This window comes from Fictibacillus solisalsi (assembly GCF_900103485.1).
Lineage (GTDB): Bacteria > Bacillota > Bacilli > Bacillales > Fictibacillaceae > Fictibacillus_C > Fictibacillus_C solisalsi.
On the sequence record NZ_FNHW01000001.1, the window covers coordinates 2,787,396 to 2,813,465 of the forward strand.

22 protein-coding genes and 1 pseudogene are annotated in these 26,070 nt (G+C 45.1%); 9 read left to right on the forward strand and 14 right to left on the reverse strand.

Annotated elements, in window-relative coordinates:
* Positions 1 to 63: 63 nt before the first annotated feature.
* From secA to hpf, 4 genes are all read right to left on the reverse strand, one after another.
* Entirely contained in the window at positions 64 to 2,577 is a 2,514-nt protein-coding gene (secA, locus tag BLT53_RS14290; RefSeq protein WP_090235745.1) for a preprotein translocase subunit SecA, read from the reverse strand.
* A gap of 344 nt (positions 2,578 to 2,921) precedes the next feature.
* Complete coding sequence (locus BLT53_RS14295) at positions 2,922 to 4,175, reverse strand: dicarboxylate/amino acid:cation symporter (protein ID WP_090235747.1); 1,254 nt, start codon at positions 4,173 to 4,175, stop codon at positions 2,922 to 2,924.
* Between the two features lie 68 nt (positions 4,176 to 4,243).
* Positions 4,244 to 5,080 (reverse strand): GNAT family N-acetyltransferase, encoded by an 837-nt coding sequence (locus tag BLT53_RS14300; protein ID WP_090235749.1) that lies wholly within the window; start codon positions 5,078 to 5,080, stop codon positions 4,244 to 4,246.
* 147 nt (positions 5,081 to 5,227) lie between these two features.
* Positions 5,228 to 5,782, reverse strand: a complete 555-nt coding sequence (gene hpf, locus BLT53_RS14305; RefSeq protein WP_061971924.1) for a ribosome hibernation-promoting factor, HPF/YfiA family — start codon at positions 5,780 to 5,782, stop codon at positions 5,228 to 5,230.
* A 173-nt stretch (positions 5,783 to 5,955) separates the two neighbouring features.
* Here hpf and BLT53_RS14310 point away from each other — a divergent pair, with 173 nt between their 5' ends.
* Complete coding sequence (locus tag BLT53_RS14310) at positions 5,956 to 7,380, forward strand: amino acid permease (protein ID WP_090235750.1); 1,425 nt, start codon at positions 5,956 to 5,958, stop codon at positions 7,378 to 7,380.
* Between the two features lie 65 nt (positions 7,381 to 7,445).
* Here BLT53_RS14310 and BLT53_RS14315 read toward each other — a convergent pair whose 3' ends face one another.
* Positions 7,446 to 7,643, reverse strand: coding sequence for a cold shock domain-containing protein (locus BLT53_RS14315; protein WP_061971922.1), 198 nt, complete (start codon positions 7,641 to 7,643; stop codon positions 7,446 to 7,448).
* Between the two features lie 322 nt (positions 7,644 to 7,965).
* On the opposite strand from BLT53_RS14315, the gene BLT53_RS14320 reads away from it, so the two are divergent.
* Positions 7,966 to 8,238, forward strand: coding sequence for a YqhV family protein (locus BLT53_RS14320; protein ID WP_090235751.1), 273 nt, complete (start codon positions 7,966 to 7,968; stop codon positions 8,236 to 8,238).
* 750 nt (positions 8,239 to 8,988) lie between these two features.
* Here the strand turns inward: BLT53_RS14320 and BLT53_RS25795 are convergent.
* The 5 genes and pseudogenes from BLT53_RS25795 to BLT53_RS14345 form a co-directional block, all read right to left on the reverse strand.
* A pseudogene (locus BLT53_RS25795) lies at positions 8,989 to 9,532 on the reverse strand (site-2 protease family protein); the annotation flags it as partial.
* A 131-nt stretch (positions 9,533 to 9,663) separates the two neighbouring features.
* The gene (locus BLT53_RS14330; RefSeq protein ID WP_090235754.1) at positions 9,664 to 10,632 is read right to left on the reverse strand and encodes a bile acid:sodium symporter family protein; all 969 of its coding nucleotides are present in this window, start codon (positions 10,630 to 10,632) and stop codon (positions 9,664 to 9,666) included.
* Between the two features lie 155 nt (positions 10,633 to 10,787).
* Positions 10,788 to 10,928 carry a Fur-regulated basic protein FbpA gene (gene fbpA, locus BLT53_RS14335; protein WP_082635796.1) on the reverse strand — a complete coding sequence of 47 codons (141 nt, stop codon included), beginning with the start codon at positions 10,926 to 10,928 and terminating at the stop codon, positions 10,788 to 10,790.
* 18 nt (positions 10,929 to 10,946) lie between these two features.
* Positions 10,947 to 11,648, reverse strand: a complete 702-nt coding sequence (locus BLT53_RS14340) for an LrgB family protein (protein WP_090235756.1) — start codon at positions 11,646 to 11,648, stop codon at positions 10,947 to 10,949.
* Complete coding sequence (locus BLT53_RS14345) at positions 11,645 to 12,007, reverse strand: CidA/LrgA family protein (protein WP_090235757.1); 363 nt, start codon at positions 12,005 to 12,007, stop codon at positions 11,645 to 11,647. The genes BLT53_RS14340 and BLT53_RS14345 overlap by 4 nt, the downstream gene beginning before the upstream one ends.
* 209 nt (positions 12,008 to 12,216) lie before the next feature.
* On the opposite strand from BLT53_RS14345, the gene BLT53_RS14350 reads away from it, so the two are divergent.
* The 5 genes from BLT53_RS14350 (at position 12,217) to dhaM (ending at position 16,341) form a co-directional block, all read left to right on the forward strand.
* Positions 12,217 to 12,546, forward strand: a complete 330-nt coding sequence (locus tag BLT53_RS14350) for a MerR family transcriptional regulator (RefSeq protein WP_090235759.1) — start codon at positions 12,217 to 12,219, stop codon at positions 12,544 to 12,546.
* A gap of 131 nt (positions 12,547 to 12,677) precedes the next feature.
* Complete coding sequence (locus tag BLT53_RS14355; protein ID WP_244520417.1) at positions 12,678 to 14,273, forward strand: APC family permease; 1,596 nt, start codon at positions 12,678 to 12,680, stop codon at positions 14,271 to 14,273.
* Between the two features lie 116 nt (positions 14,274 to 14,389).
* Complete coding sequence (gene dhaK, locus BLT53_RS14360) at positions 14,390 to 15,376, forward strand: dihydroxyacetone kinase subunit DhaK (protein WP_090235762.1); 987 nt, start codon at positions 14,390 to 14,392, stop codon at positions 15,374 to 15,376.
* A gap of 1 nt (position 15,377) precedes the next feature.
* The gene (gene dhaL / locus BLT53_RS14365; protein ID WP_090235763.1) at positions 15,378 to 15,980 is read left to right on the forward strand and encodes a dihydroxyacetone kinase subunit DhaL; all 603 of its coding nucleotides are present in this window, start codon (positions 15,378 to 15,380) and stop codon (positions 15,978 to 15,980) included.
* The gene (gene dhaM / locus BLT53_RS14370; RefSeq protein ID WP_090235764.1) at positions 15,973 to 16,341 is read left to right on the forward strand and encodes a dihydroxyacetone kinase phosphoryl donor subunit DhaM; all 369 of its coding nucleotides are present in this window, start codon (positions 15,973 to 15,975) and stop codon (positions 16,339 to 16,341) included. Before dhaL ends, dhaM begins: the two co-directional genes overlap by 8 nt.
* A 130-nt stretch (positions 16,342 to 16,471) precedes the next feature.
* Here the strand turns inward: dhaM and BLT53_RS14375 are convergent, their stop codons facing one another.
* Positions 16,472 to 16,798: a hypothetical protein gene (locus BLT53_RS14375; RefSeq protein ID WP_090235766.1), complete on the reverse strand. Its 327-nt coding sequence runs from the start codon at positions 16,796 to 16,798 to the stop codon at positions 16,472 to 16,474.
* 170 nt (positions 16,799 to 16,968) lie between these two features.
* Positions 16,969 to 18,144, reverse strand: a complete 1,176-nt coding sequence (locus BLT53_RS14380; RefSeq protein ID WP_090236905.1) for a styrene monooxygenase/indole monooxygenase family protein — start codon at positions 18,142 to 18,144, stop codon at positions 16,969 to 16,971.
* Between the two features lie 253 nt (positions 18,145 to 18,397).
* Here BLT53_RS14380 and BLT53_RS14385 point away from each other — a divergent pair, with 253 nt between their 5' ends.
* Positions 18,398 to 19,648, forward strand: coding sequence for a tetratricopeptide repeat protein (locus tag BLT53_RS14385; protein WP_139168410.1), 1,251 nt, complete (start codon positions 18,398 to 18,400; stop codon positions 19,646 to 19,648).
* Positions 19,649 to 19,741: 93 nt separating this feature from the next.
* On the opposite strand, the gene BLT53_RS14390 is transcribed toward BLT53_RS14385, so the two are convergent.
* A complete protein-coding gene (locus BLT53_RS14390) occupies positions 19,742 to 23,122 on the reverse strand; it encodes a hypothetical protein (protein ID WP_090235768.1) in 3,381 nt (1,126 codons plus the stop codon).
* A 329-nt stretch (positions 23,123 to 23,451) separates the two neighbouring features.
* Positions 23,452 to 23,799, reverse strand: coding sequence for a hypothetical protein (locus BLT53_RS14395; protein ID WP_090235770.1), 348 nt, complete (start codon positions 23,797 to 23,799; stop codon positions 23,452 to 23,454).
* A 441-nt stretch (positions 23,800 to 24,240) separates the two neighbouring features.
* Here BLT53_RS14395 and BLT53_RS14400 point away from each other — a divergent pair, with 441 nt between their 5' ends.
* Positions 24,241 to 26,058, forward strand: coding sequence for an acyltransferase family protein (locus BLT53_RS14400; RefSeq protein ID WP_090235771.1), 1,818 nt, complete (start codon positions 24,241 to 24,243; stop codon positions 26,056 to 26,058).
* Positions 26,059 to 26,070: the final 12 nt, after the last annotated feature.

Sequence of the window (26,070 nt, forward strand, 5' to 3'; positions counted from 1 at the left end):
CAAAGAGAGTCTGGATCCTCCGACTCTCCCTGCACCTTTTCTTATTATATCATCCCGGAGGAATTAATTCTCCGCTCCGTGACATTGTTTGTATTTTTTACCGCTTCCGCAAGGACAAAGAGCATTGCGTCCGATGTCCTGTTTCTTTTTCACGGGTTTGCGCTTTGTTTCCTGCTTATCGCTCGGAACCACGGCTTTTCCTTCTGCCACCTGCTCACGCTGCATGTTTTGCTCAACCTGAGCCTTCATGATATACATGGAAACCTCTTCTTCAATGGCCGCAACCATCGCTTCAAACATTTCAAAGCCTTCGAATTGGTACTCGCGAAGCGGATCATTTTGGCCATAGGCACGGAGGTGAATCCCCTGGCGGAGCTGTTCCATTTGGTCGATATGATCCATCCATTTGGAGTCTACCGCACGAAGGATAACCGCTTTTTCAAACTCGCGCATGTGCTCAGGTTCAATGAGTGATTCCTTCTCAGCAAAAGCAGAGTGTGCTTTTTCTTTCAGAAGTTCGATGATCTCTTCCTGATCAAGACCTTTAAGATCATCAGCAGATACATCATCTTCATTCAGGAAGGTTGCAACGGAATAGTTAACAATCTCATCAAGATCCCATTCTTCCTGCACGATTTCTTCCTGTGTATGAGCTTTTACAATGCGTTCGATAACGGAGTCTACCATCTTCAGAACAATGTCACCAAGGTTTTCAGCATCCAATACTTCCTGGCGCTGTTTGTAGATGATCTCACGCTGCTGTCTCATAACATCGTCATATTGGAGCAACTGCTTACGAGCATCAAAGTTAGAGCCTTCCACGCGTTTTTGTGCGGATTCGACCGCTTTGGTAACCAGCTTGCTTTCAATAGGAGTATCTTCATCCATTCCAAGGCGTTCCATCATGTTCATCATGTTGTCGGAACCAAATCGGCGCATCAATTCATCTTCCATGGAAATGTAGAACTGGGAAGATCCAGGATCTCCCTGACGTCCGGAACGACCGCGTAGCTGATTATCAATCCTGCGGGATTCATGGCGTTCCGTACCCAGGATGTGAAGGCCTCCCAGATCACGGACTCCTTCTCCAAGCTTGATATCCGTACCACGACCTGCCATGTTGGTTGCAATGGTCACCATGCCTTTATGGCCGGCATTTTCAATGATTTCTGCCTCACGTTCATGGTTTTTCGCATTCAATACATTATGCGGGATACCTTTTTTGCGAAGCATTTGGGAAAGAAGTTCGGATGTTTCAACAGCAACCGTACCCACAAGAATTGGCTGGCCAGTTTCATGGCGTTCCTGGATTTCTTTTACAATCGCACGGAATTTCCCAGCCATGGATTTATAGACAAAATCGGAATTGTCGATACGGGCGATCGGACGGTTCGTTGGAATCGCCACGACTTCCATATTGTAAATATTGCGAAATTCTTCTTCTTCCGTCTTCGCTGTACCCGTCATACCGGCAAGCTTGTTATACATACGGAAGTAGTTCTGGAACGTAATGGTCGCAAGCGTCATGCTTTCACGCTGAATTTCCAGGCCTTCCTTTGCCTCGATGGCCTGGTGAAGCCCCTCACTGTAACGGCGTCCTGCCATCAGGCGGCCAGTGAATGGGTCAACAATAACAACCTCACCGTCCTGTACCACATAATCCACATCCAGGATCATGATGATATTGGCTTTCAATGCCTGGTTAATATGGTGGTTCAGCGTAACATGGTTATAATCGTACAAGTTATCGATATTGAAATATTGCTCCGCTTTTGTAATTCCCTCTTCCGTAAGCTGAACGTTTTTGGTTTTAATATCAACCGTGTAATCTTCTTCTTTTTTCAACGTACGGACAAACATGTTGGCCATCATGTAAAGCTCGGTCGATTTTTGAGCTGAACCGGAAATGATCAGCGGTGTACGCGCCTCATCGACAAGGATGGAGTCAACCTCATCGACAATCGCATAATTGAGTGGACGCTGAACCATTTGTTCCTTATAGACCACCATGTTGTCGCGAAGGTAATCAAATCCATATTCATTGTTTGTTCCATAGGTAATGTCCGCAGCATACGCTTCCTGTTTTTCTTCTCTGGACATATCGGAAATGTTCAATCCGACAGTAAGGCCAAGGAAGTTATACAACGGGCTCATTAATTCGGAGTCACGGCGTGCAAGATATTCGTTGACCGTAACAACATGGACACCCTTGCCTTCAAGTGCATTCAAATACACCGGCATGGTCGCTACAAGCGTTTTACCTTCACCTGTTTTCATTTCGGCAATGTTGCCTTCATGAAGAGCAGTTGCCCCCATGATCTGAACAGGATAAGGACGTAATCCGAGAACACGGTCAGCCGCTTCACGTACTACCGCGAATGCCTCAGGAAGAAGAGCATCAAGAGATTCTCCGTTGGAGACGCGCTCTCTAAATTCTTCGGTCTTTTGGCTCAGTTCCTCATCCGAAAGACCTTTCAGGGCATCTCCCAGTCCGTCCACCTGGTCGGCAATTTTTTGGTATCTATTTAAATTTCGTTCATTCGTGCTCGGGAATATCTTTTTAAGCAATCCTATCATCTGCTAACGCTCCTCTGTTCAGGAAATAAGTGCTATTACTTATTCTATCAGTTTGTGAATTTTACGACAAGAAAGCTGAAACTTCTATAGCTGTCAATTCAATTATTTTACACGCTCTTTCACAAACACTCTGTTTCCCAGTATAAAGAAAATAAGATACAAGTGGGGAAATGTAAAAGAATTTACAAAAAGCTTTAAGGTGACTTTACCCTGTTCCTTCTTGTTTTTAGAAGGAGTTCCAAAAGGAGTGGAAAGTAATTTCCATCTAGGATGGACGTTCACAGGGCGTTTTAAACCCACAATTATGTAAAAAGGCACAGCCGTAATTGGCCGTGCCCAAGGGATTATGCTCCCTTTTGTTCGCCAAGTTTCATGACGGTTTCCTTCATCCTTTTTTTACCTTCCACCAGACGTGCAGTAAGCATGCTCGCTACATTATCCCCCGTTGCATTGAGAAGGGTAGCCGGCGGATCGATAATGGTGGAGATGGCAGCTGCGATCGGCAGTGCCTCTACTGGAAACCCGAACAAGGAAAGAATGAGCATTTCGCCAATCATGCCGCCTTGTGGGATAGCGCCCATTACCATGCCAACAAGCAGGGAAACGACGAGCACGAGCAGGTAATTTCCGATACCGGAAAAATCATGGCCGAAAATCCCGAAAAGGAACGTAATTTTTAGGACACCGCCCATAACTGAACCGTCCTTATGAAGCGTTGCACCAAGCGGCACAGCCGTTTCACTAATATCATCCGGAACACCCATCTTTTTTGTGGCCTCCAAGTTAACCGGGATGGAGGCTGCGGAACTGCAGGTTGCCAAAGCGGTTAACGAGGGAGAAAGCATGTTTTTCCAGAAAAGGCGCACTCCGTCTTTTCCGTTGGCCATAAACGCATAAAGCGTAAAAAATCCAAAGAAATAAATAATAGCAAGCGGGTAATAGTAAAGGACCGCTCGGAAATAGGAACCAAGCAGTGTGGGTCCAAATTCCCCGATCAAGGCGGCAAAATAAGCACCAAGCCCGATTGGAGCATAATACATGACCAGGCTGACCATTTTCAGCATCACTTCACTGCCCGATTTCAGGAAGGAGGCGAAAGGCTTTCCTTTTTCGCCAATCATAGTAACAGCGATACCCATAAGGACTGAAAATAAAATGAGAGCAAGCATGTTGTTGCGTGAAAACAGCTCGGAGAAATCCGAAACCGTCAGCGTTTGAACAATTTGGTCCCCAATGGAAACTTTATTTCCGGCATCTTCTGGTTTAACAAGATCGATGTTTACTCCTTTGGACGGTGAATAAATTTTCACACCGGCCATTGCAATCACAGAAGCCACAACACCTGTAAAAAGGAAGACGACCATCATCGAACCCATTACTTTTCCGAATCGCTTAACACCGCCCATTGATGCAATGGCCGATGAAATGGAAAAGAAGACAAGCGGAACAACGATCATAAACATCGCATTCAAAAATAAATCACCGAACGGCTTCAAAACAGCGGCATCCTTGCCCTGTGTAAAACCGATGATGCTTCCGATCACAATGGAAAACAACAGTATGAGCGGAAAACGGTAGGTCTTTAGAATTTTTTTCATCTCAATATCCCCTTTTTCATGTTCATGTAGATTATAGGCATCAATTGTCAAAAAACACAATGCGTTTGTCAGCCGTTCATGTTCTGAAGCGAAAGGCGATAATAGTCCTGCATGTTATAGGACGTAAAACCACAAGATTCATAAAGTTTCAGGGCGTGTGCATTTTGTGTTTCCACTTCCAGGAACAGCGAATGGCCTTTCGACTGTTCCAAGGAAATAAGAGAATTCAATACACTCCTGCCGATCCCTTTTCCTTGCTCTGCCGGAGAAACTGCAAATCCGTAGATCCAGGCTTCTCCCGCTGCAGCGGCCACTCTTACCTTTCCTACCGCTTTTCCGTTTTTCTCAATGACATACCGGTCATGCCCTTTTTCATTTTTTATTCGCTGATTATATTCTCGGGCCTTTGAAAGCGAAAAGCCAAAGCATTCAACATCCAGTTGCATCTCAAACTCAAAATCGGAGGTCCTTGTTGGTCTTAAAGAGATGTCACGTGATCCTTCAACGGCTTTTCCCTGCCGCTTCATCTGGTGTTCGGAAAAGGCATACGCACATGGCACTTGTTTTAAAAAGGCATGGCCGGATGTTGAATTGGCTGGTGTATTAAGCAGGATTTCATCATACTCTTGTGCGGCAACTTCTATGGCTCCTCTTAAAAGCTTTGTAAAAATTCCTTTTCTGCGGTATGCGGGCAGCACCATTCCACATAGTTCAGCTTTGCTCCCAAATCCATAGATCCCCAGGAAAGCACAAAGCTCTCCTTCCTCATAATGAAAAAAGTCCTCCTTTCTATTGCCATCCCGCCGTTCAAGCATGTCCCAGTTCAATTTTAATTGCAGATTTTCTTCCGCTTCGCATTGCTGCTGAAGTTTTTTTATCTCTGACAGCTTCTGTTGCAATTCCATGAAAAACCCCCATTTCTGTATCCTTTTGTTTTCTCGCCCCACACGGAAAAGTCCTTTCTAATTAAAAGAAATACGCAGAAAAGCCGGCAAAGGAACACATTTGCGTGTTCGTTTGCCGGCTGTTTTGTTCGTTAATTAAGTTAATGGTTATTCCGGGCTGATCAGTCCGTATCTTCCATCTTTTCGTTTATACACTACATTAGTCGTGCCCGTTTCTGCATGATTGTAAACAAAAAAGTTATGTCCAAGCAGATCCATTTGAAGAATGGCTTCCTCGGTATCCATTGGTTTTAGGTCAAAACGTTTTTCACGGACAATCTCAAATTCGTCTTCCTCTTCATCCAAAACAACAGTTGTAGTGGCGTCTGCACTGTTGGCAATCATTTCATGAATGCCTCCATTTTGTTTGGAACGACGGTTCACCTTCGTTTTATGTTTACGAATCTGACGCTCTAATTTTTCAATTACGAGGTCAATTGCCGCATACATATCCGTGTGGCTTTCCTCTGCTCTTAGCAGCAACCCTGTCATCGGAATGGTTACCTCGACTGATTGAGTGTTGTTGTAAACTTTCAGGTTAACATATGCGTCAGTGTTCGGAGTTTCGTTAAAATAGCGCTTTAGTTTTGCAACTTTCTTTTCAACATATTCCCTTAAAGCTGGAGTCACCTCAATGTTTTCTCCACGAATGTTAAATTGCATATCTTAACTCCTCCTTCCGTGATGTATATATATTTCGATATACCCGTTAACAATTCCTTCATAAACTTTAAAATATCTTGACAATAAAATTACTTTTTCGACAATTTTCGATCAAATCGATAGAAAAATAAGTTTCGGGCACAATGGGTATGTAGGGTATAGGAGGGATTGATATGCATAATCAAAATGTTGTTAAGCAACGTGTGAAAAACGTCCAACAAAGCAAAGTTAAGAAAGGGAAATCTCATAAACTCGCCTGGTGGCAGCTTTCACTGATCGGCATTGGCTCAGTAATCGGTGCGGGATTTTTTCTGGGATCTGGCCTTTCCATCCATTCAGCCGGGCCATCTGTGCTGATCGGCTACCTCCTTGCCGGTTTAACGGCCTATTTTGTTTTTAGTGCACTTGCTGAAATGACAGTACAGGATCCACAGCCAGGTTCTTTTCGGACATATGCCGGTCAGGCATTCGGCCATCCTGTCGGATTTATGAGCGGCTGGATCTACTGGACAGCCGGTGTTTTGATCATGTCCAGTGAAGTAACTGCCCTGGCCATCTTTACACAGCTTTGGCTGCCCCATGTGCCTCTCTGGCTCTTATCTGTCGTTTATTCTGTGCTTGCACTTGGGATCAACCTGCTCGGTGTAAAAAACTTCGGCAGCATTGAATCGTTCTTTGCTGTGATCAAAATAGCCACTCTTGTCGCATTTATCGGTTTTGGTATTCTGGCTGTGGCAGGAGTCATTTCCCCCGACAGTGCGAAAGCAGGACTTTCTTCTGCTTCCTTTGCAAACGGCTGGTTTCCAAACGGCTTCTCCGGATTCTGGTCCGCCATGATATTTATTTTATTTTCCTACGGCGGAATTGAAGTGCTGGGGGTTCTTTCCACAGAGTTAAGAAATAAAAAAGATGTACCAAAAGCCGGCACATTTCTCGTCATCGCATTAACGGTGCTGTACGCCGTTAGTATTCTCTTTATATTAATGATGGTTTCTTTTCACATCATTAATGAGGACAAAAGCCCGTTTGTCAAAGCGCTGGCAAGTTTCCCTATTCCTTACCTGGACACGATTTTCAACGTCATATTGATCAGTGCTGCATTCTCTACCATGGTAGGAGCTCTGTTCTCCATCACCAGCATTATGGTTTCTCTGGCCAAAGACGGTGATGCCCCCGGCCGTCTTCAGAAAAAGAACAGCCGCGGAGTTGCTGTCGGTGCTCTCGGCTTGAGCGGGATCGGACTTGCGATTTCTGTACTTTTCTCCTTTTTATTGCCGGACACAGTATATGAATATATGACAACCTCTGCCGGTATCATGCTGATTTTGAACTGGGTGATCATCCTGTCATCCCATATCAAAAAACGAAAGCAGATCGGCTCCAGCGAAGAGCATTACCGATCTGCCTCTTACCCATTAACATCCTGGCTGGGCATTGCTCTCATTACTTTTACGATCGCAGGATCTCTGCTGCACGCCAATCAGCGGGTAGGTTTTTTTATCAGTCTTGGCTTTGTAGCCGTTATTCTCGGCGCCTATTACCTCGGTTCACGGTTTGGCAAGTTTAAAAAGGTTCACAAATCCGAAGAAGAATATTGATTCACATAAATAACCCAGCATTCCAAGAATGCTGGGTTATTATCCGAAGTATCGGCTAGTTAATATTATAGTTTGGTTACGTTAGCTGCTTGTGGTCCACGAGCTCCGTCAACGATTTCAAACTCAACTTCTTGGCCTTCGTCAAGAGACTTGTAACCTTCAGAATTGATGGCTGAGAAATGTACGAAAACATCATCTCCATCTTCTCTTTCGATAAAGCCAAATCCTTTTTCTGCATTAAACCATTTTACTTTTCCTTGCATGTACTTTCACTATCCCTTCGTCATGACAATCTGTATAGGAGCCCTATACATTCATAGTATTACACATTTAAAAAAATGTTGTCAAACGCATCATTTAGCGAATAGTAAGAAGTTTTGTCGAATAATCTTTTTCTTTAAACAATTTTGTAAACTATCAATTAAATGACACACTTTACAGGAAAATTCAGCCCTTTGAAAAGGCAATGGCTTTCAACTTCTACTTTGCGGTGGACAACATATAGTATAAGGACAGCCATTTTATTGTACGGTTACATATCGGCCGGCGACTACGTGCAGCATGCACATCATGGGGGTTGACTGTATGTTTCAAGTATTTGAGAAAATTGTCCTGGGCATGGCCATGATCAGGATTCTCTCGGGAGTGTGCGAGGTAAGTGCCGCATTCTTGATGCTCCGTTTCAATTCAGTTGAAAAGGCCCTGCTGATCAATTCCACGCTGTCCATTATTGGACCCTTTATTTTCTTTTCGACCATGTCCTTAGGATTGGTCGGCATTACGGCTAAGATCAGCACGGCAAAATTGCTATGGATTGTTGCCGGGCTGGGGCTTATCGTTTACGGGATACGAAAATAATAAACTAGCCCGGCTTCCGTAAGAATGGTAAGCCGGTCGATTTTTATTACCGCTGAAGCAGCTCGCGGTGGACTTCCATAATGGTATGTCCGTACATTGCGAAATAAGACAAGACACCAGCCAGGGCAAGATATAAAAGAAGGACCACAATTTTTGTTTTTAAGCTGGCCACATAATAATTCTTGCGGCGGTCCACTTCCTCTTGCTGGGTTCCCGCCTCCTCCTTTACTGCCAAAAGATAGGCTTCCACGACCTTTTCAGGACGGCCGCCTTCGGGCTCAGCACCCATAACATCTTCCCCGTACTGAAACTTCTGTTCAGCAAGCAGACGTTCCTTTTCCCTTTCTTTCATCACTTCATGCTTGTATAGAAAAAGAAAATATTTTTCCCTCTTTTGCAACAGGTTAATTTCCGTCAGCATCGCGCCTTTTTTCAGTCGTTTTTTATCATGAACAAAAGGCAAGGTAAAACCTGAAGGAAGATTGCGGATCAACCGTTCCTTTTCAACTCTCCCTTCATCGATAAAGGTATCTACGATATATGGGAAATTGGGAAGATCGCGATATTCCTCCATCTCTCGAACCAGATCATGAATTTTTTCTTCTTCATTCTGATGAAGCTCCAGCGACTGCCTGCTCTCCTGCAGTACATAATCCTCTCTCACTCTTCTCCACCACGTGGCAATCCCAAACAGGAAGATAAGAAAGATAATCGGGTCAGGAGAAATAAACATGTACGGAATCATACAGATCAGGCCAAGCAGCCATAGTTTGGTAGAAAGGACACCAACAATTCGTCCCCCGTCAAGGGGAGAGACCGGGAACAAGTTGAACAGATTAATAAATGCGCCCAAAAAGACAACCAAGCCCCAGAAAGGCGACCCTTGCGTTTCATACAGGTAAACCGCGGGAAGGAACGAAAGCAGGCCGAACAATGGGCCGGCATAAGCCACAAACGCTTCATCCTTTGCATTTTTCGGCATTTCTTTCATGCCGATCACCGCTCCCATAAACGGTATAAAAATAGCCGGTGAGGTCGCTATTCCCTTCCGTTTCATGGCCACCAGATGACCCATTTCATGCACAAACAGCAAATAGACGAGGGCCACGGCAAATTTCCACCCGAAAAACATGGCATATGCACCTACGGATACAAACATGGAAGCCAATGTTGCAAATTTCCCCAGCTTTAATAAACCAAAAACCCATTTTAATTTACCTAATAAAAACAATCCGATCCCAGCCAAAACCGTCCAAATCCTCGACTGGTTTTTCTTTTCAGCTCTTTCAGCCATTCATCATTCCTCCAATAAAATTCACGGAAAGAAAGTAAGAAACTGTCATTCTTCTAAAACCATACCATATATACGGTTGAAAGAGAAAAAAGTTACAGAACACAAGAAAAACTGCCGAAGGTTCGGCAGTTTTACGCTGTTTTAGATGAAGGGCGGTCTCCCTTTGCCTCCAATTTTTCAGCCTGCTTTCTGTAATAGGTCGCCACCAGAGCGCCTGAAATGTTATGCCAGACACTGAATATCGCACTCGGTACAGCAGCAAGCGGAGAGAAATGGACACTAGCCAGTCCTGCTCCTAACGCGGAATTCTGCATGCCCACTTCGATGGAGATCGCTTTTTGTTTTGGCGGGCTCATCTTGAACAGACGCGCAGCCCAGTACCCAAGCAATAATCCAAGCATGTTATGCAGAACAACCACCGCGAAAATAGCAAGCCCGGTGGATGCAATCTGCTCTTTGCTTCCGCCAACAACCGCTCCAACGATGGCCACAATACAGATAACCGAAACAAGCGGAAGGACCTTCACACCAGCTTCCACTTTTTGGCCAAGCAGCATCTTTACGATAATGCCAAGAACAATCGGGATGATGATCATTTGGGCTATTGATACAAATAAATCACCGGGTGAAACAGGAAGCCATTTGCTTGCAAATAATAAAATCAATGATGGCGTCAAAATGGGGGCAAGCACCGTGGATACAGACGTTACAGCAACGGACAGCGCAGTGTCCCCTTTTGCCAGATAGGTCATCACATTGGAGGCAGTTCCGCCTGGACAGCAGCCAACAAGAATAACACCAACCGCGACTTGCGGCGATAACGGCAGTAAGGTTGCCAGCCCGAATGCAAGCAGCGGCATAATGATAAATTGAGCCGCCACACCAATCGCTACGTCTTTGGGCCGTTTGGCGACTTCCTTAAAGTCAGAGCCGGACAGGGTCAATCCCATGCCGAACATAATAATCCCCAGCAGCCACACGATATAGTTTCCGATCCATGTAAACCCTTGAGGATAAATAAAAGCGGCCGCTGCCATTAATAGCACCCAGACCGCAAACGTGTTGCCGAAAAAAGCACTGACTTTCTCTAACGCTTTCACACTTCTCACTCCTAAATTTTTGTATTCTTTGTATTATAACGTATTTTCTGAATATAACAACAACCACTTTCCTTAAAAAAGACCAAAAAAAAACAAAGGATCCTTCCATGAACATGGATAGATTCTTTGCTCTTTTATTGAATTCTATTATTTTACTAACAAAAAGGCTTCATTTTTAAGGTTTGATATTCTTTCAAAAGCTCTTCTAATGTCAATTCATGAAGATGCCCATTTTCTGATTTATAAAAACCTGCTTCGATCAGTTTTGTAATCAGAATTTCCTTTTTCTGTTCCATTACAAAAATCCCCTTTCTCTATAGATATGCTGTTAACAGCATGCCCATAGGAATTGTTACTGAAACCAGAATGGCGGTTGTTGTCATTCCCACACTTCCCATTGCTCCTTCTTCCTCTCCCCATTGGAAGGAACGATTTGCGCCAAGCGCCTGAGCAGATATCCCCATCGCCAGACCGCGTGCCGTTTTGCTCTTAATGTTGCACCCATCCAGCACATGTGGACCGACGATCAACGAAAAAAGAGCAGAAATCAGCACAAAAAGAATGGTTAGCGGTGCTGTTCCGCCAAGGGTACTGGCCACAGACAAAGCAACTGGCAGTGTGGCGGTTTTGGGCAGCAGCGACGCCACAACATCCCCCTTTAAACCAAGGAGGAACGCAACTACTAAAGAAGAGGCAACACCTGCCATCCCGCCGCTTACTATTCCAACGGTGATTTTTTTGATGTTTTTCTTAATCATCGGAAATTGCTTATAAATAGGAATGGCCAATGAAACAATTCCCGTCTGGAGCAGAAGAGAAAAGATTTTGCTTCCCTTTTCATAAGATTTCACATCCATATGCAGGAACGGTAGTAAAAGAAAAAGAAGTAACGTTACCGTATATAAAGGATTGAGCCAGGACTTCTGATTGGATTTGCGGTAAATTCTCAGACCGAATAAATAGGTCAATGCTGTAGCCACTACACTTAACAGGGTGTTGCCAAACATGATAATCATCCGTTTCTCCTCCTTTTTCTCTTTTCATATAATTCCACAGAGTAGCCTGTTCCTAATAAAATGCACAAACTGCTCAATGAAAGAACAAGGAGCACTTTCCATAGCTGGATGTGAACCGCTCCCCAGTTCAATAACAGGCCCACAACTGGCGGAATAAAAAGCAAGGTCATGTGACGGAGATGGGAATTTGCGACACCTTCCACCCATCTTAATTTTACAACTCCAGTCAGCAGGCCGAGCAACAGCAAAAACATCCCCAGTATACTTCCGGGAATCGGCAAGTGAAAAACAGATGACAGTGCGTTTCCGGCTGCCAGGGTGGCGAGGATGATCACGAACTGCATGATGAAACGTAACAAAGGCTTCTCTCCCCTCGTCCGGAATAATTGATTTCAGTATACGAAAGGAACAGGAAAAAATCTCTCAACCTGTAAGATAACCTTCCGGCTTTTTTTCACACCTCCAATTCCTATGTCAGAAAATCTAACATACCACTTTTCATTCTATTCAGAAAGCTTTATAGTAATGGAAAGAACTTCGTGCCACCACTGATAAAGGAGTGATGTGGGTGTCTTATGAGAGTTCATCATATAAAGAGAAAAAAGTGATTTCCATCGGCACGGTTAAAGACTTAACAGGGTTATCAGTGAGACAAATCCGGTATTATGAAGAGCGGAATTTAATCTTTCCCGCCCGTACGGAAAAAGGCACACGCAAGTATTCCTTTTCAGATGTGGAGATGCTGATGAGCATAGCAGACAAGAGAGAAGACGGGGTTCAGACGCATGAGATCAGGAAGGAGCTGAAAAAAGCACAGGAGCACATCCAAAAGGAAAAATTGCGGGATACGATGATTAGGGGGCAGTTGAACGCGCATTTCAATATGATAAAAAGATAAAAAAACCAGTTTCTCAGAACCCAGACCTGAGAAGCTGGTTTTTCTATTTTGTCCCGTGTTTACAGCTGGATGATTCAGGGAATTTTCATTCTAATCATGAAACAACATTAACCGTTCAGGAGATGAAATGTATGGTGTCCAATCAAAACAATGGAACATTTAAACGAAGGTTAAGCACACTCGATCTCACGTTTCTCGGGCTTGGCTCCATCATTGGATCGGGCTGGCTTTATGCTGCAGCCACAGGAGCCCAGTATGCGGGCCCCTATGCCTGGGTTTCCTGGATCATTGGGGCAGTCATCATCATGATGATCGGGCTGGTATACGCTGAGCTTGGGGCAGCCATGCCTGTAGCGGGAGGTTTTGTCCGCTACCCGGATTTTACCCATGGATCTGTCGTCGGCTTTTTGATCGGTTTCATCTCCATGCTGGCCTACTCGGCAGTCATCAGTATTGAATCCCAGGCCGTCCGGGGCTATTTGGAGTATTGGTTTGACAGTCTCGGCCACAAGGATGGAACACCAACCATTGGGGGATTTGCTGTACAGATCGGATTAATTCTTCTCTTCTTTATCCTTAACTATTGGAGTGTCGCGTTGTTTGGAAAGATCAATACCTTTCTTACCGTTTTTAAATTCGTTGTTCCCTCTATCATCATCATCGTTTTATTTATGCATTTTGATGCTTCCAATTTTGCCGTCACCGGCGCATCGCCCGGGGGAACAAAAGGAATCTTCGCAGCGGTTACTGGTGCCGGAATCGTATTCGCCTTTAACGGCTTCCGTCAGCCGATTGAATTTGCCGGAGAAGCCCGCCGCCCCGAGAAAAGTATCCCTTTTGCCATTATTTACTCGGTCCTGATTGGTCTAATGATTTATATGCTCCTGCAGATTGCGTATATCGGGGCTGTACCTTCCGGCATGCTCAGCGAAGGCTGGAGCGGCCTTCACTTCGATTCTCCTTGGGCAGATTTGGCTACTGCACTGGGTGTTGTCTGGCTCGCCAATCTTGTACTTGTAGATGCCGTCATCTCTCCTTCAGCCACCGGAAATATCTACTTTTCGGCAACTGCCCGCTCATTGTTTGCCTGGGCAAAAAACGGCTACTTTTTTAAAATTTTTCGTAAGATCGATAAGAAAAGCGGACTCCCAAGAGCTGCTCTTTGGCTTACATTGGCGCTGGCGATCATTTGGATGCTCCCTTACCGCTTTCAGGCGTGGGCTGATTTGGTCGATGCGAGCACCTCGTTAAAAGCGCTGACGTTTGTGGTTGGTCCCGTGTCGCTCATGTCGCTCAGGAAAAAGCTTCCGGAGCTTAAACGCCCCTTCTTGCTAAAAGGTGCCCAAGTGGTTACCCCGCTGGCATTTGTGGGAGCAACCCTGGTGATTTATTGGAGCAAGTGGAAGGTTGTTTCTTTTATCATTCCGATCATCATCCTCTCCCTCATCCTTTATTTTATCGCTGCTTACCGTTCCTCTTCCTTTTCAAAAGAAGAGATAAAATTGCACCTGAAATCCGGATGGTGGCTCATTATCTATTATTTGTTCCTGCTCGCCATGTCCTTTGTTGGCAGCTATGGCCCTGGAACAAAGACAGATCATCTTATTCACGCCCCGTGGGATACCCTTGTTGCTGCTATTCTTTCTCCCATTTTCTATTACTGGGGCGTCCATGCCGGACTTGAAGATCCGAACATTGAAACGGATGATGTTGAACCCACTCATTAATGCACCCTGCATTTGCAGGGCTTTTTCTTTGTATGTAAGAAGGTGATTGATAAGATAAGCAGAAGGGAATACAATGTAAGCGTTTCGAATTTTCATACTGATAAGGAGAGATGACGTTGGATAAACTCTTGCAGGATCCTAATCAATTTGTAACAGACATCGTTGATGGACTCGTTCGCTCCCATCCTGATTACTATGAAAAGGTAGAAGGTGTAAATGTCATTAAACGCAAAGACGGCACCCCTTCAGGCCAAGTGGGGCTGGTTTCGGGAGGAGGCAGCGGCCATGAACCCGCACATGCAGGCTACGTGGGTGAAGGCATGCTGAGTGCAGCCGTGTGCGGTGAGGTATTTACCTCACCGACGCCGGATATGGTGCTTGAGGGAATCAAGGCAGCTGACGGCGGCGCAGGCGTGCTGCTGATCGTCAAAAATTATTCAGGTGATGTTATGAATTTTGACATGGCCAAGGAACTCGCCGAACTTGAAGGCATACAGGTTGAAACGGTTATTGTTAATGATGATATTGCTATTAAAAATATGGAAGACCGGCGCGGTGTGGCAGGAACGGTTTTTGTTCATAAAATTGCCGGCGCAGCTGCCGCAGCGGGAAAATCGCTCGCAGAAGTCAAAAAGGCAGCACAAAAAGCCATCGATCAGGTTCGTTCCATCGGCATGGCCCTTTCCCCGTGTTATATGCCCGAAAGCGGCAAGCCCGGCTTTGAGCTTCACGAAAACGAAATGGAAATCGGCATCGGCATACACGGTGAAAAGGGCATTGAACGGAAAGCTGTAGCTCCCGTGAATGAGATTGTGACAGAGCTGCTCGATCGGCTGACCGCAGAAGTGACCGACAAACGAATTGCCCTGATGGTGAACGGAATGGGCGGCACTCCCATCTCAGAACTGTACCTGGCCTGCACCTATGTAAGTAAACAATTAGAGCAAAGAGAATACTTGATTGCCCGCAGCTATACAGGAAACTATATGACTTCATTGGAGATGCACGGTTTTTCCATTACCCTGCTGGCTGTGGATGATGAGTTGCTCGGGTACCTGGATGCCCCTTCAAAAACCATTGGATTTCCAGTGAGGAGTGAATAAAATGAAACTGACTACACAAGGTCTAAAAACCGCATTGTTGAATACCGCAGATCAAATTGAAAAGCAAAAAGATAAACTGACGGACCTGGACCGTGAAATTGGTGACGGCGACCATGGCATCAACATGTCACGGGGATTTACCGCCGTTAAAAAAGAACTGGAGGATAAAGATTCCTTTGCAGATCTTGGGGAGCTTTCCAAGCTTGTGGGCATGACACTGATTAAAACGGTCGGCGGCGCATCCGGTCCCCTTTTCGGTACTGTCTTTGTAAAATTCGCGACCAAGTGGAACGGCAAAAGTTCTGTAGAGGGCGATGAATTATACGAGGGATTTAAAGAGGCTGCGGACGGTGTGGCGGCACGCGGAAAATCCAAAGCCGGCCAGAAAACCATGCTCGACGTGTGGGAGCCCTTTACCAATGCGCTTAAGAGCGATGAACCGCTTGAGACGGTGATTGAAAAAGCGCTGGCAGATACAAAAGAATTGAAAGCGGAAAAAGGACGGGCTTCATACTTCGGCGATGCCTCCAAAGGCCTTCAGGATCCTGGCGCATTGTCCAGTTCCATTCTGCTCCGCCAGATTACGGAGGTTCTGAATGGTTAACCTCATCCTTGTTTCGCACAGTGAAAAATTAGCTGACGGTTTGAAAGAATTGCTTGCCGAGATGGCAGCCAATGTGGAGATCCATAATGCCGGCGGTCTTGACGGCGGAAAAATCGGCACTGATGTCTCCCGAATCGAAAAAGCCTTCTCTTCCATTACAGATGACGCTATTATTCTAACCGATATAGGATCTGCCACCATGAACGCCGAAATGGCCCTCGAATTATATACCGGTGACCGGGACATTCAATTCAAGGATGTTCCGCTTGTAGAAGGTGCCTTCCTGGCTGCCGTGCAGAGCGGCCAGGGCCTGTCTGTTGAGCAGATCGTCAAGGCGCTGGAAGCAGAGTTTGCTAAATAGGAAATAAGAGAAGCCCCGGAGGTGAGAAGATTCCGGGGCTTTGTTTTTATCTGTAACGAAAATCTATGTCTCCATTTAATGAAATAGCAGGTAAATAAATTCCTCTTTTACTATAGCCAGGTCTTCCAGTTCATCGGGAGTGACTCTGATTCGACTCATGCAGCTTCTCCTGTCTCTCCATCTCATCGGCCTGCTCTCTCAGCCGGACCGCTTCCCGACGCAGCGCATCTTTTAGCTGCTCTCCAAGGCTTGCCGAAGCAAAGTGGGTGCTTGCCGCTTCCGACATAATTTGCTGATACGATGCTTTGCTTTTGCTTTCCCAGCTCGAAGCCTTGGTCAATACCCGGTTTCGGTCCCATCTCAGCTGGTCCAACTTTTGCATCGACTCCTGAACTTTACCGTAATACCAGTCCAGCATCTCAGCCTGCATCCGGTATTTTTGCTTATCAAAAATCATACGTTCACCGCCTGCTCAATCTCTTGTGTTTCTATTGTAAAAAACAAAGAAGGATGGAGGTACTAGACTAAGTTCCTAATAATTGTAATCATTCGGGATGTTTGGACTAGAAACGACAAAAAAAGCGCCGTTCCTCCTCTATATGGAAGATCGGCACTAATTTTGTTGTTTTACACTTTTGCCAGAAAAATCTGATGGGCACTCGAAGGATTTTCAAACCAGCGAGCTACCTGATCGGCTGTTTCCTGATCCTGTGCCCCGCCAAGCAGCATCTGAATAACATGGCCGGGAAGCGGCTGGGTCATCGCATTCGTCCATTCTGTTACTTCTTTAACGAAAGGCTTAATTCTATTCCAATATAAAATACCCAGCTTTTCACCCCACTGGTCATCATGTTTATGTTCGACCAGCAGGTCAGACAGCTGCTCCGCACAAAAGGAAGACAAGTTGCATCCTTGTCCGGTAATCGGATCGTTCAGCACCACACTGTCTCCACATCCCAGAACGAGTTGATGATCCTGTATTACATAAGGCCTTCTCACTTCAGGCGTAATGGCAACTTGTAAAAACCCGTTTTCATCACTTAACGCGAACTGTTCATCAACAATGCGGCTGTGAATCTCTGGAAAGAACATCTCTACCGCTTCCCTCATTTTAATCGTAAAAGCTTCTGGAGTTTTAATCCCTCTAAACATATCAAGAGGACCAGCAGGGACAGCTGTGATAAACAGGATTGTGACCGGGCCGGACTCTGCTTCAGCCGGTATCTCAAACATTTCCCCCAGTTCCGGAATCACCGTTACACTCACTCCACAGGGGGAGACCGGCTTAACTCCCTTAAAGTAGCCTACAATGCATTTTCGCTGTGGCACCTGAAACGGAGTGAGTTCTTTTTCAATTGGAAATGGAAAGATCGGACCATTCTTTCCTGTACAATCCACCACAAGATCAAATTCTCCAACTAATGTCTCCCTGTCCTGGTCCATGATCTTTCTTTGCTGAAACGTAACACCCTTTCTCTCCAAATCCTCCGCATACGTTGAATAAGAAAGCCGCTGATCAACAGATAATGCCTGCTTTTCCAGCCTGCCTGCAAACAGCTTTTGGTCCCCTACCGTTATGTGAATGCTCTCAATCATATGCCCGCTCTTCCAATCGGGCATATGAAACCTCTTTTCCCGTTCACGTGCCGGGCCAAAATGGACTTGCGTGGACATGATTCTCCCGCTTCGCACCTGTTCCGGTGTGCGGTGAGAAATGATCGTGACATCGAAATCCTCTATTAAAGCATAAGCCAGCTGCAATCCAGTCGTTCCGCCGCCAATAATACCAACCCGTTTTTTCAAGGACCCCACTCCCTCTCCTTATTTGCCTTATGCCTAATTTCTTTTTAAAAGCAAAAGTTCCTGTTCCCTCAGAGAAAAACAGGAGAATAGAACAGCATTCGCCAATCTATTTCCTAGGAAATATGGCATATTCCTTCTCTTTTCCTGCCACCTCCCCAATTATTGACAAAAGACTGCCAAATGCCCCGCAAATATGTGTATAATAGGAAAAATCAGTTATTTAATGTGATATGATGAAAAGGATGAAGAGGGATTGAGGTGGATTATGATTAGAGGAGAGAAGATCAAATATTTCAGAGAAAAAAGTAAACTAACCCAAAAACAACTCACTTCCGGGATTTGTTCCGTTCCTTATCTTAGTAAAGTGGAAAACAACAGCATTGTTCCTTCCAAAGAAATCCTTGAGTTGCTTTGCAAAAAACTAAACATAGAATACGACGAATTGCTGCAGTCCTCCTCTACCGCTGAAATACGAAAATTAATCTACACCTGGTATGACGACATAAAAGCGAGGAAGCGGTCTGCCACAAGGGACCATTACATCAATATCGAAAAAAAAATGAAGGGCATTAAGGATATTGAGCTCTTGTCCATGTTTCATTTGTGCGCCACCCGGCACTATCTCTTGTTGCGGGAATTCGAAAATGCGGAAGAACAACTGGCCCAAGCGGAAAAATACATTGAATATACGCCGAAAGAAACAGTAGCCTACTACTTTTATTTTTCCGGCCTTTACGAATATTTAAAAGGGCATTTTCAAAAAGCACTTGAGCTGTACTTAAAAGCAAAGGATTATGTCAGTGAACCTGAATACCATTACCAGCTCGCCCTGATTTACAGCCGTCTGGGCAAAATCACCCTTTCCATTTTCCATTCCGAAAGGGCGATGGAGGAATTTCATAAAAACATTCAATTCAAGAAAGTCATTGACTGCTATATTCTCCTTGGGATTGATTATAACCGGATCAATGAGCATTCCACCGCCATTACATACTTTGAAAAAGCGCTTAAAGGCATTGAATCATTGCCGGATATCGGCCATTTACGAATACATATTTATCATAATATGGGAATCGTCTATCACAAAATGAAGAAACCTTGGGAAGCCATTGAATACTTTCTAAAATCGTTGAATGCACGCAATGAACTGCAAGGCGGAGAACTGACCATCTATCTCTTGGCCAACAACCTTTTCCAGCTCAATGAAACCGAAGATGCCACCCGCTGGATCACCAAGGGCCTTGAGCTGTTAAAAGGAGAACTTAACGAAACCTATTGTCTGCTCAAAGTTCTTCAATTTCAGGTTTCAAGGCGCCGAAACGACGAAGACTACAAACTATTTTTGGAAGAAATTGCCCTTCCTATCTTTCAGAAAAAAGATGAGTTTATGTATATCCGGATGTGCTATGAACAGCTTGGCGATTATTATTACCGAAAAAAACAATACAAACGCTCCAGTGAATGCTACTGCTCTGCCAACCAGGTAGAAAGCTCGTTCATTTAGAGGAGGCTATTTATGATAGAAAGCCTTTGAAGCAGGCGGGTGGATCCGCTGATACAAAAAGGACAGTTCCTCACACGGAACTGTCCTTCTTCCTTATTTCCAGGCCCCAAACCATGTCCCCCATTTTCGCTGAAGCTGCTCTTTCAATGATGGAGATTCAATCCCCTTCTGTTTTTTGAACTCATGGTAGCCCGCAAACCCGATGAGCAAAATACCGGCGATGAGGAGATACACCCACCAAGGCATATTGCCCCAGTAAGGGCGTGTCTGCACGAGCACATTGACAATGAGCACAATCAGACCGCTGAAGAAATAGCTTTTCTGCTTGGATATAAATCCATACAGAATGCTGAGTACAGCGAGAGAACCTAAAATGACGGCATCGGCAATTTTGTAGCTGTACATGGCATCCAGCATCAAAATGATGGAAATCAGGCATATGAGGCTATATTGAACAATCATGATCGCTTTTTCGTTCAGGTTCCACGTTTTTCGCGTAATTAAATAGCTTAATAGAATCCATGGAAGCACATAAAGTTCTGTGATGATTACACTTGGAACCTGAAACATATCAAGAATCGTGTAGTAGGTTAGCAGTCCGACCGCCAAAGAAACGGTTTGAAGGCTCTTTTGAACCATCGGAAAAGCTGCAATCCGTTTGGAATGATGGTACAGCAGCACCCAAACCAAGAACAGCCCGCCAATAAACACCCACTCTACCGCCTGCAGGCAGCCGGTCCACACATAGATGATTCCTGCAATTCCGTACAAATCTACTTTTTCACCGTTTTCAGGATGATAGAGTTTTTCATAGATAAACATTCCTACAGCTGTGAACAGAAGCCCAATCGCATACCAGACAAGCGCACTTAGTTGTGCGGATAAGCTGTACAGGTCAATCATGTTGGCCATCATCAGCCAAAAATAGATTAACGGGAACGCCACAGCAATTCTCCAATTTCCTTTAAGAGAGTGGAAGAACGCCATGAATACAAGGACTACCCCTACATAAAACCACAGAGGCAAAACCTCTCCTGCATAATACGAATCCGCAAGATACTCGGCCATGACCAGAATTGAAAACGGAACAATATACCATCGTAGCCGTTCCTTCCAAACCGATGAAACAACAAAATAAGCGGCGAGCAGCACCAGGCTGTACAACAAACGAATCTCATTAGGGAACCATTCGTTTACAGTAAAACCGAATGCCATGGATAAAACGGTCAGTCCCGCATACAGGCTGTATTTTAATTCTGATTCATGGACAGAGCGCCAGACATACAGTCCGTATAGAACCGTAAGAAGAAAATATGGCAAGGTTTCCCCTGAAGTAATAAACGTATAAAACACTGAATACAGCAGAGCCGCCTGGCTGACCACCAGTGTTGGAAGATGGCTTTGCCGGTCCACCCGTTTTAATGCCTCTCCCGAAACAAACAGCAGAGCGGACAAAATAATAAGCGTGAGCCGTTCACTGACGGGTTCTGCAATCAAGTGAAGGAAAGCGTAAAACACAAAGAACAAGCCCGACTGCACGATGCCAAACCCAATGTATTGCTTAAAATAGCGTGTACCGGCAAACACCATAACCGCAAACAGCACGCTGCATAAAAGCCGGATCCAATCGGTATCCGTACTGAACGAAGCCAGGAAGCTGATGAACGACGCAGTGATGGCACCTATCAACGCATATTGACCAAGGATTCTGTCATTCTTTCCCCAATAATAAAGGGCCGCAAGAAGAAGGGTTCCAATGCCGATTGACAGGGCCCTGTCCGGGTCAGGGATCAAGGCCATCCCCGCTGAAAATCCTGTAAAAAAGCCAAAGACAGAAACGCCTGCACTTGCAATCTTTTTGGCAAGATCCTTTTCAAGCTGGTAATGACGTGCTGCCATCCCTGTCAGAACTATCGATAGCAGTGCCGTCTGCCAATATTCCGGGATTATAAGGGTGCACCCAAAACCGATCAGAAGAAAGGCTCCTCCGACAAACAAGCCTGAACGCCGGAGAGGTTTGATCCATTGACCAGCCGCATAGGTCACCAGTCCTGATAATCCAATGGCCAGCGCCCAATACTTCATATCGTTTGGACTGGTGATGTGATAGACCTCGGATGACGCAATAAAAATATAAAAGGACGCCAGGTACGGAAACAATCGAAACGCCGTGCTGTAGCTTAGATAAACGAAGTTTCCGGCAACCACCAGATACCCCAGCAGCATCCATACGTTTCCTTCTCCTCCAGAAAGCATAAGTCCTTTGCCTGTTACAAGTAAAAAGGCAATGACAGATACGGCTGCGTTGGCAACCTGGTAGTATTTTTTCAAATTGCCCTTTGAAAAACGCGCCACCGCAAGCAGAACAACTGGCACCACAGGAATCAGGACAAGCGTCAAGCCGGCTCCTGCCGCCTGTTCAACGAGCTGGTACAAACCGTAGGAGATAAATGCCATAAAAAGCAGTTCGTACTCCACCCGCTTGTTGACCATTCTCATTGCCAAATACAGTGCAGCGGTCAAAATTAAATTAAAGCTTTGGGACAGCGGCTGCTCAAAAGAAACAATAATGAGAACGGATGATAAGATAAGGTTCGCCTGAATAAAGACCGGCAGCACCTTTTGATAGATCTCTTTCCTGTCCCTCGTTTTCCTGACATGATACAGATAAATGTAAGCCGCGTTTCCAAGTGCATACAAAAAGTAAAATACATTCTTCTTTGAACCAAGCGCGAGAAGAATAAATCCATAGCCGATGGCCGAAGCAATGAGCGTAAACCAGGCAAACAGCCTGGAGCCGAAGGACTTGGCAAATTTCCAATAAATCGGCAGACATACCAGGCTTGTAATAGCACCCAGGACATACTTCCCGCCTCCGGAAAAACTCAGCCAGCTGCCAAAAAGTTTAAAAAATCCTGCGGATAAGATCGTGATCGGCAGAAAGAGCGCAAAGAGCACAAAAAAGGCAAACGCTGTCTTTTTAATGTGAAGCACGTGTTGAGAAAGAGCTCCCAATGCGCCAAACAAAGCCGCAATTCCACCAACAAGCATCGTTTTGGCCAACGCCGAGAACACATCCCATTGGCTGGTAGCCAGCGTAAGGCCGCCAATCAACAACAGAATGACACCTGCTGCCATAAGCAGGGTCAGGTTGCGCTCCCGTTTTTGTTCAGCCGTCAGCGCTGGTTTTGGAGGAGCTGTGGGAACAGGTCTTGGCTTTGGCAAAGGCCCGGCAGCCGGCGCAGTACTGGAGAGAATGGGTTGTTGAATCGGGTAAACAAGGTCCTTATCTTTCTCAAACTGTGGCTCTTGTTCCCCCCTCGTCTGTATAGAAGGTTCTTTTCCTTCAGCGATGTGCCGCTGATCTTTTTCATAGCGATTGATCCCTTCAACCACTTTTAAATAATCGTCATACTGTATATATCCCTTTTCTTTTAGTTCGAATAAGTCCTTAATGATTTCTGGACCCTTCATGTCACACCTCTCTTTGCCTCATCTTTCAGCAGATGAATCCTTATTCATTTTATGTATCCTCAACATTATACATCACTTTTGGAAATTAAATGGTTACAAATGACGGAGAAATTAGAGAAAATTAAAAAGCCTTAGAGACATATTCCTAAGGCTGATGTTACAATATGAACCGTTCTCTATTTCATGCTGCCATTCCATTCTTTTAAAATATTCAAGAACCGGAACCTTACAGTTGGATTCAAACATAGTGTTCACATAATCGTAAATGTCCCGCGTTTCCATGGATAACTCCTTGTTTCCTTTCTTAAAACCTATGTAGTAAAACAAAATTATCTAGGGCTATGATTCTTTTTTTCTTCTTCAAGTTTTTTTGCCCCTTCCAGCTTTTCCTTCATTTCCAGTTCATTTGCAAACTGCCTTAAACGATTCGCTTCCCGTTTCAATGCTTCTTTTAGCTGTTCTCCCGTTCCCGTTGCTGAATAATGAGTGCTTCCTGCCTCCGACATAATCTGCTGGTAGGTCTTCTTGCTTTTGCTCTCCCAGCTCTGGGTCTTTGTGAGAACATGTGCCCGTTCTCTTCCCAACTGATCCAGCTGGTTCATGAATTCGGATACTTTTCCTGAATAAAAGTCGAGCATTTCTGCCTGCATTCTGTACCTTTGCTTAGCAAATAACATCCGTTTCACCGCCTGCCTTTTCTCTACCTTCCTATTTAAAGAAGGAATATCGCCTTATGTACTAGTCGTTTTTACCAATTTCTTTCATCTTTTAGATATTTTTACCTGTTACACATGACATTTCTCTCATTCCCGTTGGATGGGCATTATAATCCTTGAATGTCAAAAACCAATTGAACTATAGTTGAGAATAGGAAATATTCCCCTGTACTTCGGCAGTTTTTAGCAAATGCGTTTGTCGAAATAGTAGATTCGGTTTGTTTCCATCCTCTCTAAAAAGCACTAAACTATTATGGGAGATTATAAGACATGCTTATTGTGAAGGGAGAACGATGATGTTGATCAACAAGGGCTTTCCGCAAAAAAGGAAGAGAGTAAATATAGCGGAAGCAGCGTTTACATATATCCGAAACAACCTTTTTTTGGTTAGGGGGAATTTGCATGCCTGAGCCTACCCAGAAAAATAAAAGGTATATGCCCGGCATAGACGGGCTACGAGCATTGGCAGTGCTGGCGGTTATCGCCTATCACTTGAATCTCGGCTGGGCGCCAGGCGGTTTGCTTGGGGTAGGTATCTTTTTCGTTTTATCCGGCTACTTGATTACAGACATTATTGCAACCGAGTACCTCAGGACTGGAAAAATAGATTTCAGGAAATTCTGGATCAGAAGAGCACGAAGGCTGCTTCCGGCATTGCTTTCCATGCTGTTCATTGTTATCGTGTGGATCCTCATGTTTGAGCGTTCCTTTTTACTGGACCTCTGGGGAAACGTGCTCTCTGTTCTTTTATATGTAAGCAACTGGTGGCTTATTTTTCATAAAGTCTCCTATTTTGCCCAATTCGGACCGCCGTCACCACTTAACCATCTCTGGTCCCTGGCGGTAGAGGAACAGTTCTACTTAATATGGCCGCTTCTGCTTCTGACTGGCTTACGGTTTATTGGCATTCGAAAAGTCATCCTGCGGTTCATTCTTGGAGCTGCAGTACTCTCTGCCGTTTTGATGGCAGTTCTTTATACACCCGGACAGGATCCAAGCCGTGTGTACTATGGAACCGATACGAGAGCTTTTTCACTGCTCATTGGTGCGACACTGGCTCTGATCTGGCCAAGCCGAAAGCTTTCCATTCATCTGCCAAGAGAACCCAGGATTGCGTTGGACATTTCAGGAACCGTTGGCCTTGTTGGTATTCTGCTGCTGATTATGCTGACCAGCCAGTTTGATTCCTTTTTGTACCGGGGCGGCATGGTGCTGCTATCCATATGTACGGCTCTTCTTGTCGCAGCCCTAGCCCACCCCGCAAGCAAGCTTGGGGCTATCATGGGGTGGCAGCCGCTTCGCTGGATCGGTGTCCGCTCATATGGTATTTACTTATGGCACTTTCCGGTTATTGTGCTCACCCAACCGTCACAGGCGGCAGAGCACGCATCTTGGCTTGGATGGGTACAGTTTGGGATAATTATTCTTTTAGCAACCATTTCCTGGCACTTTATCGAAGAGCCTGTGCGGCGAAGTGCATTAATTACGGGTCAAGAAAAACGGGCAGTAACAGGATTTTCATGGAAAAGGGCCACCCTATTTCAGAAATCCATTCTCGGATGCTCAGCCGTAGCTGTTTTGATTATGCTATATACGGTTGTTGTGCCCGGCATTCAAAAACTTGAAGCTGCGCAGGAGAAAAAGGAAGCTCAAAAATATGTTCATCCTGTACCAGAAACACCTAAGAAAAAACCATCACATACTGAAAAGGAGCACCCTGAAAAGGATCCGAAGCCTTCACCTGCTCCAAAGCAAGAAGAGCACAGAATTACAGTTATTGGCGACTCCGTCATGGTCAATGTTGCTCCTTATCTGAAGAAAAAATTCCCGGATGCCACGGTGGATGCAAAAATCGGAAGACAGCTGACAGACGCACCAAAAGTCATTGATCAGATGAAGGCAAAGGGCAGTCTCGGTGATACCATTGTGATTGGACTCGGAACAAATGGCCCTTTCTCTAAACAACAGCTGATCAGTGTACTGAATGATGCAGGCAAGGATAAGAACATTGTCCTTATTAACAGCAAGGTGCCGCGTCCATGGGAAAAAGAAGTCAACCAAACCATTCAGGAAGTAGCTTCCCATCATCCGCACACGAAGCTTGTCAATTGGAACCAGGCGAGCAACGGTCAATCATCTTATTTTTATGAAGATGGAGTGCATCTTAAACCAGAAGGTGCACTCGCCTACGCAAGACTGGTGGAACGGGCAGTAAATTAAAGTTTCAATTTT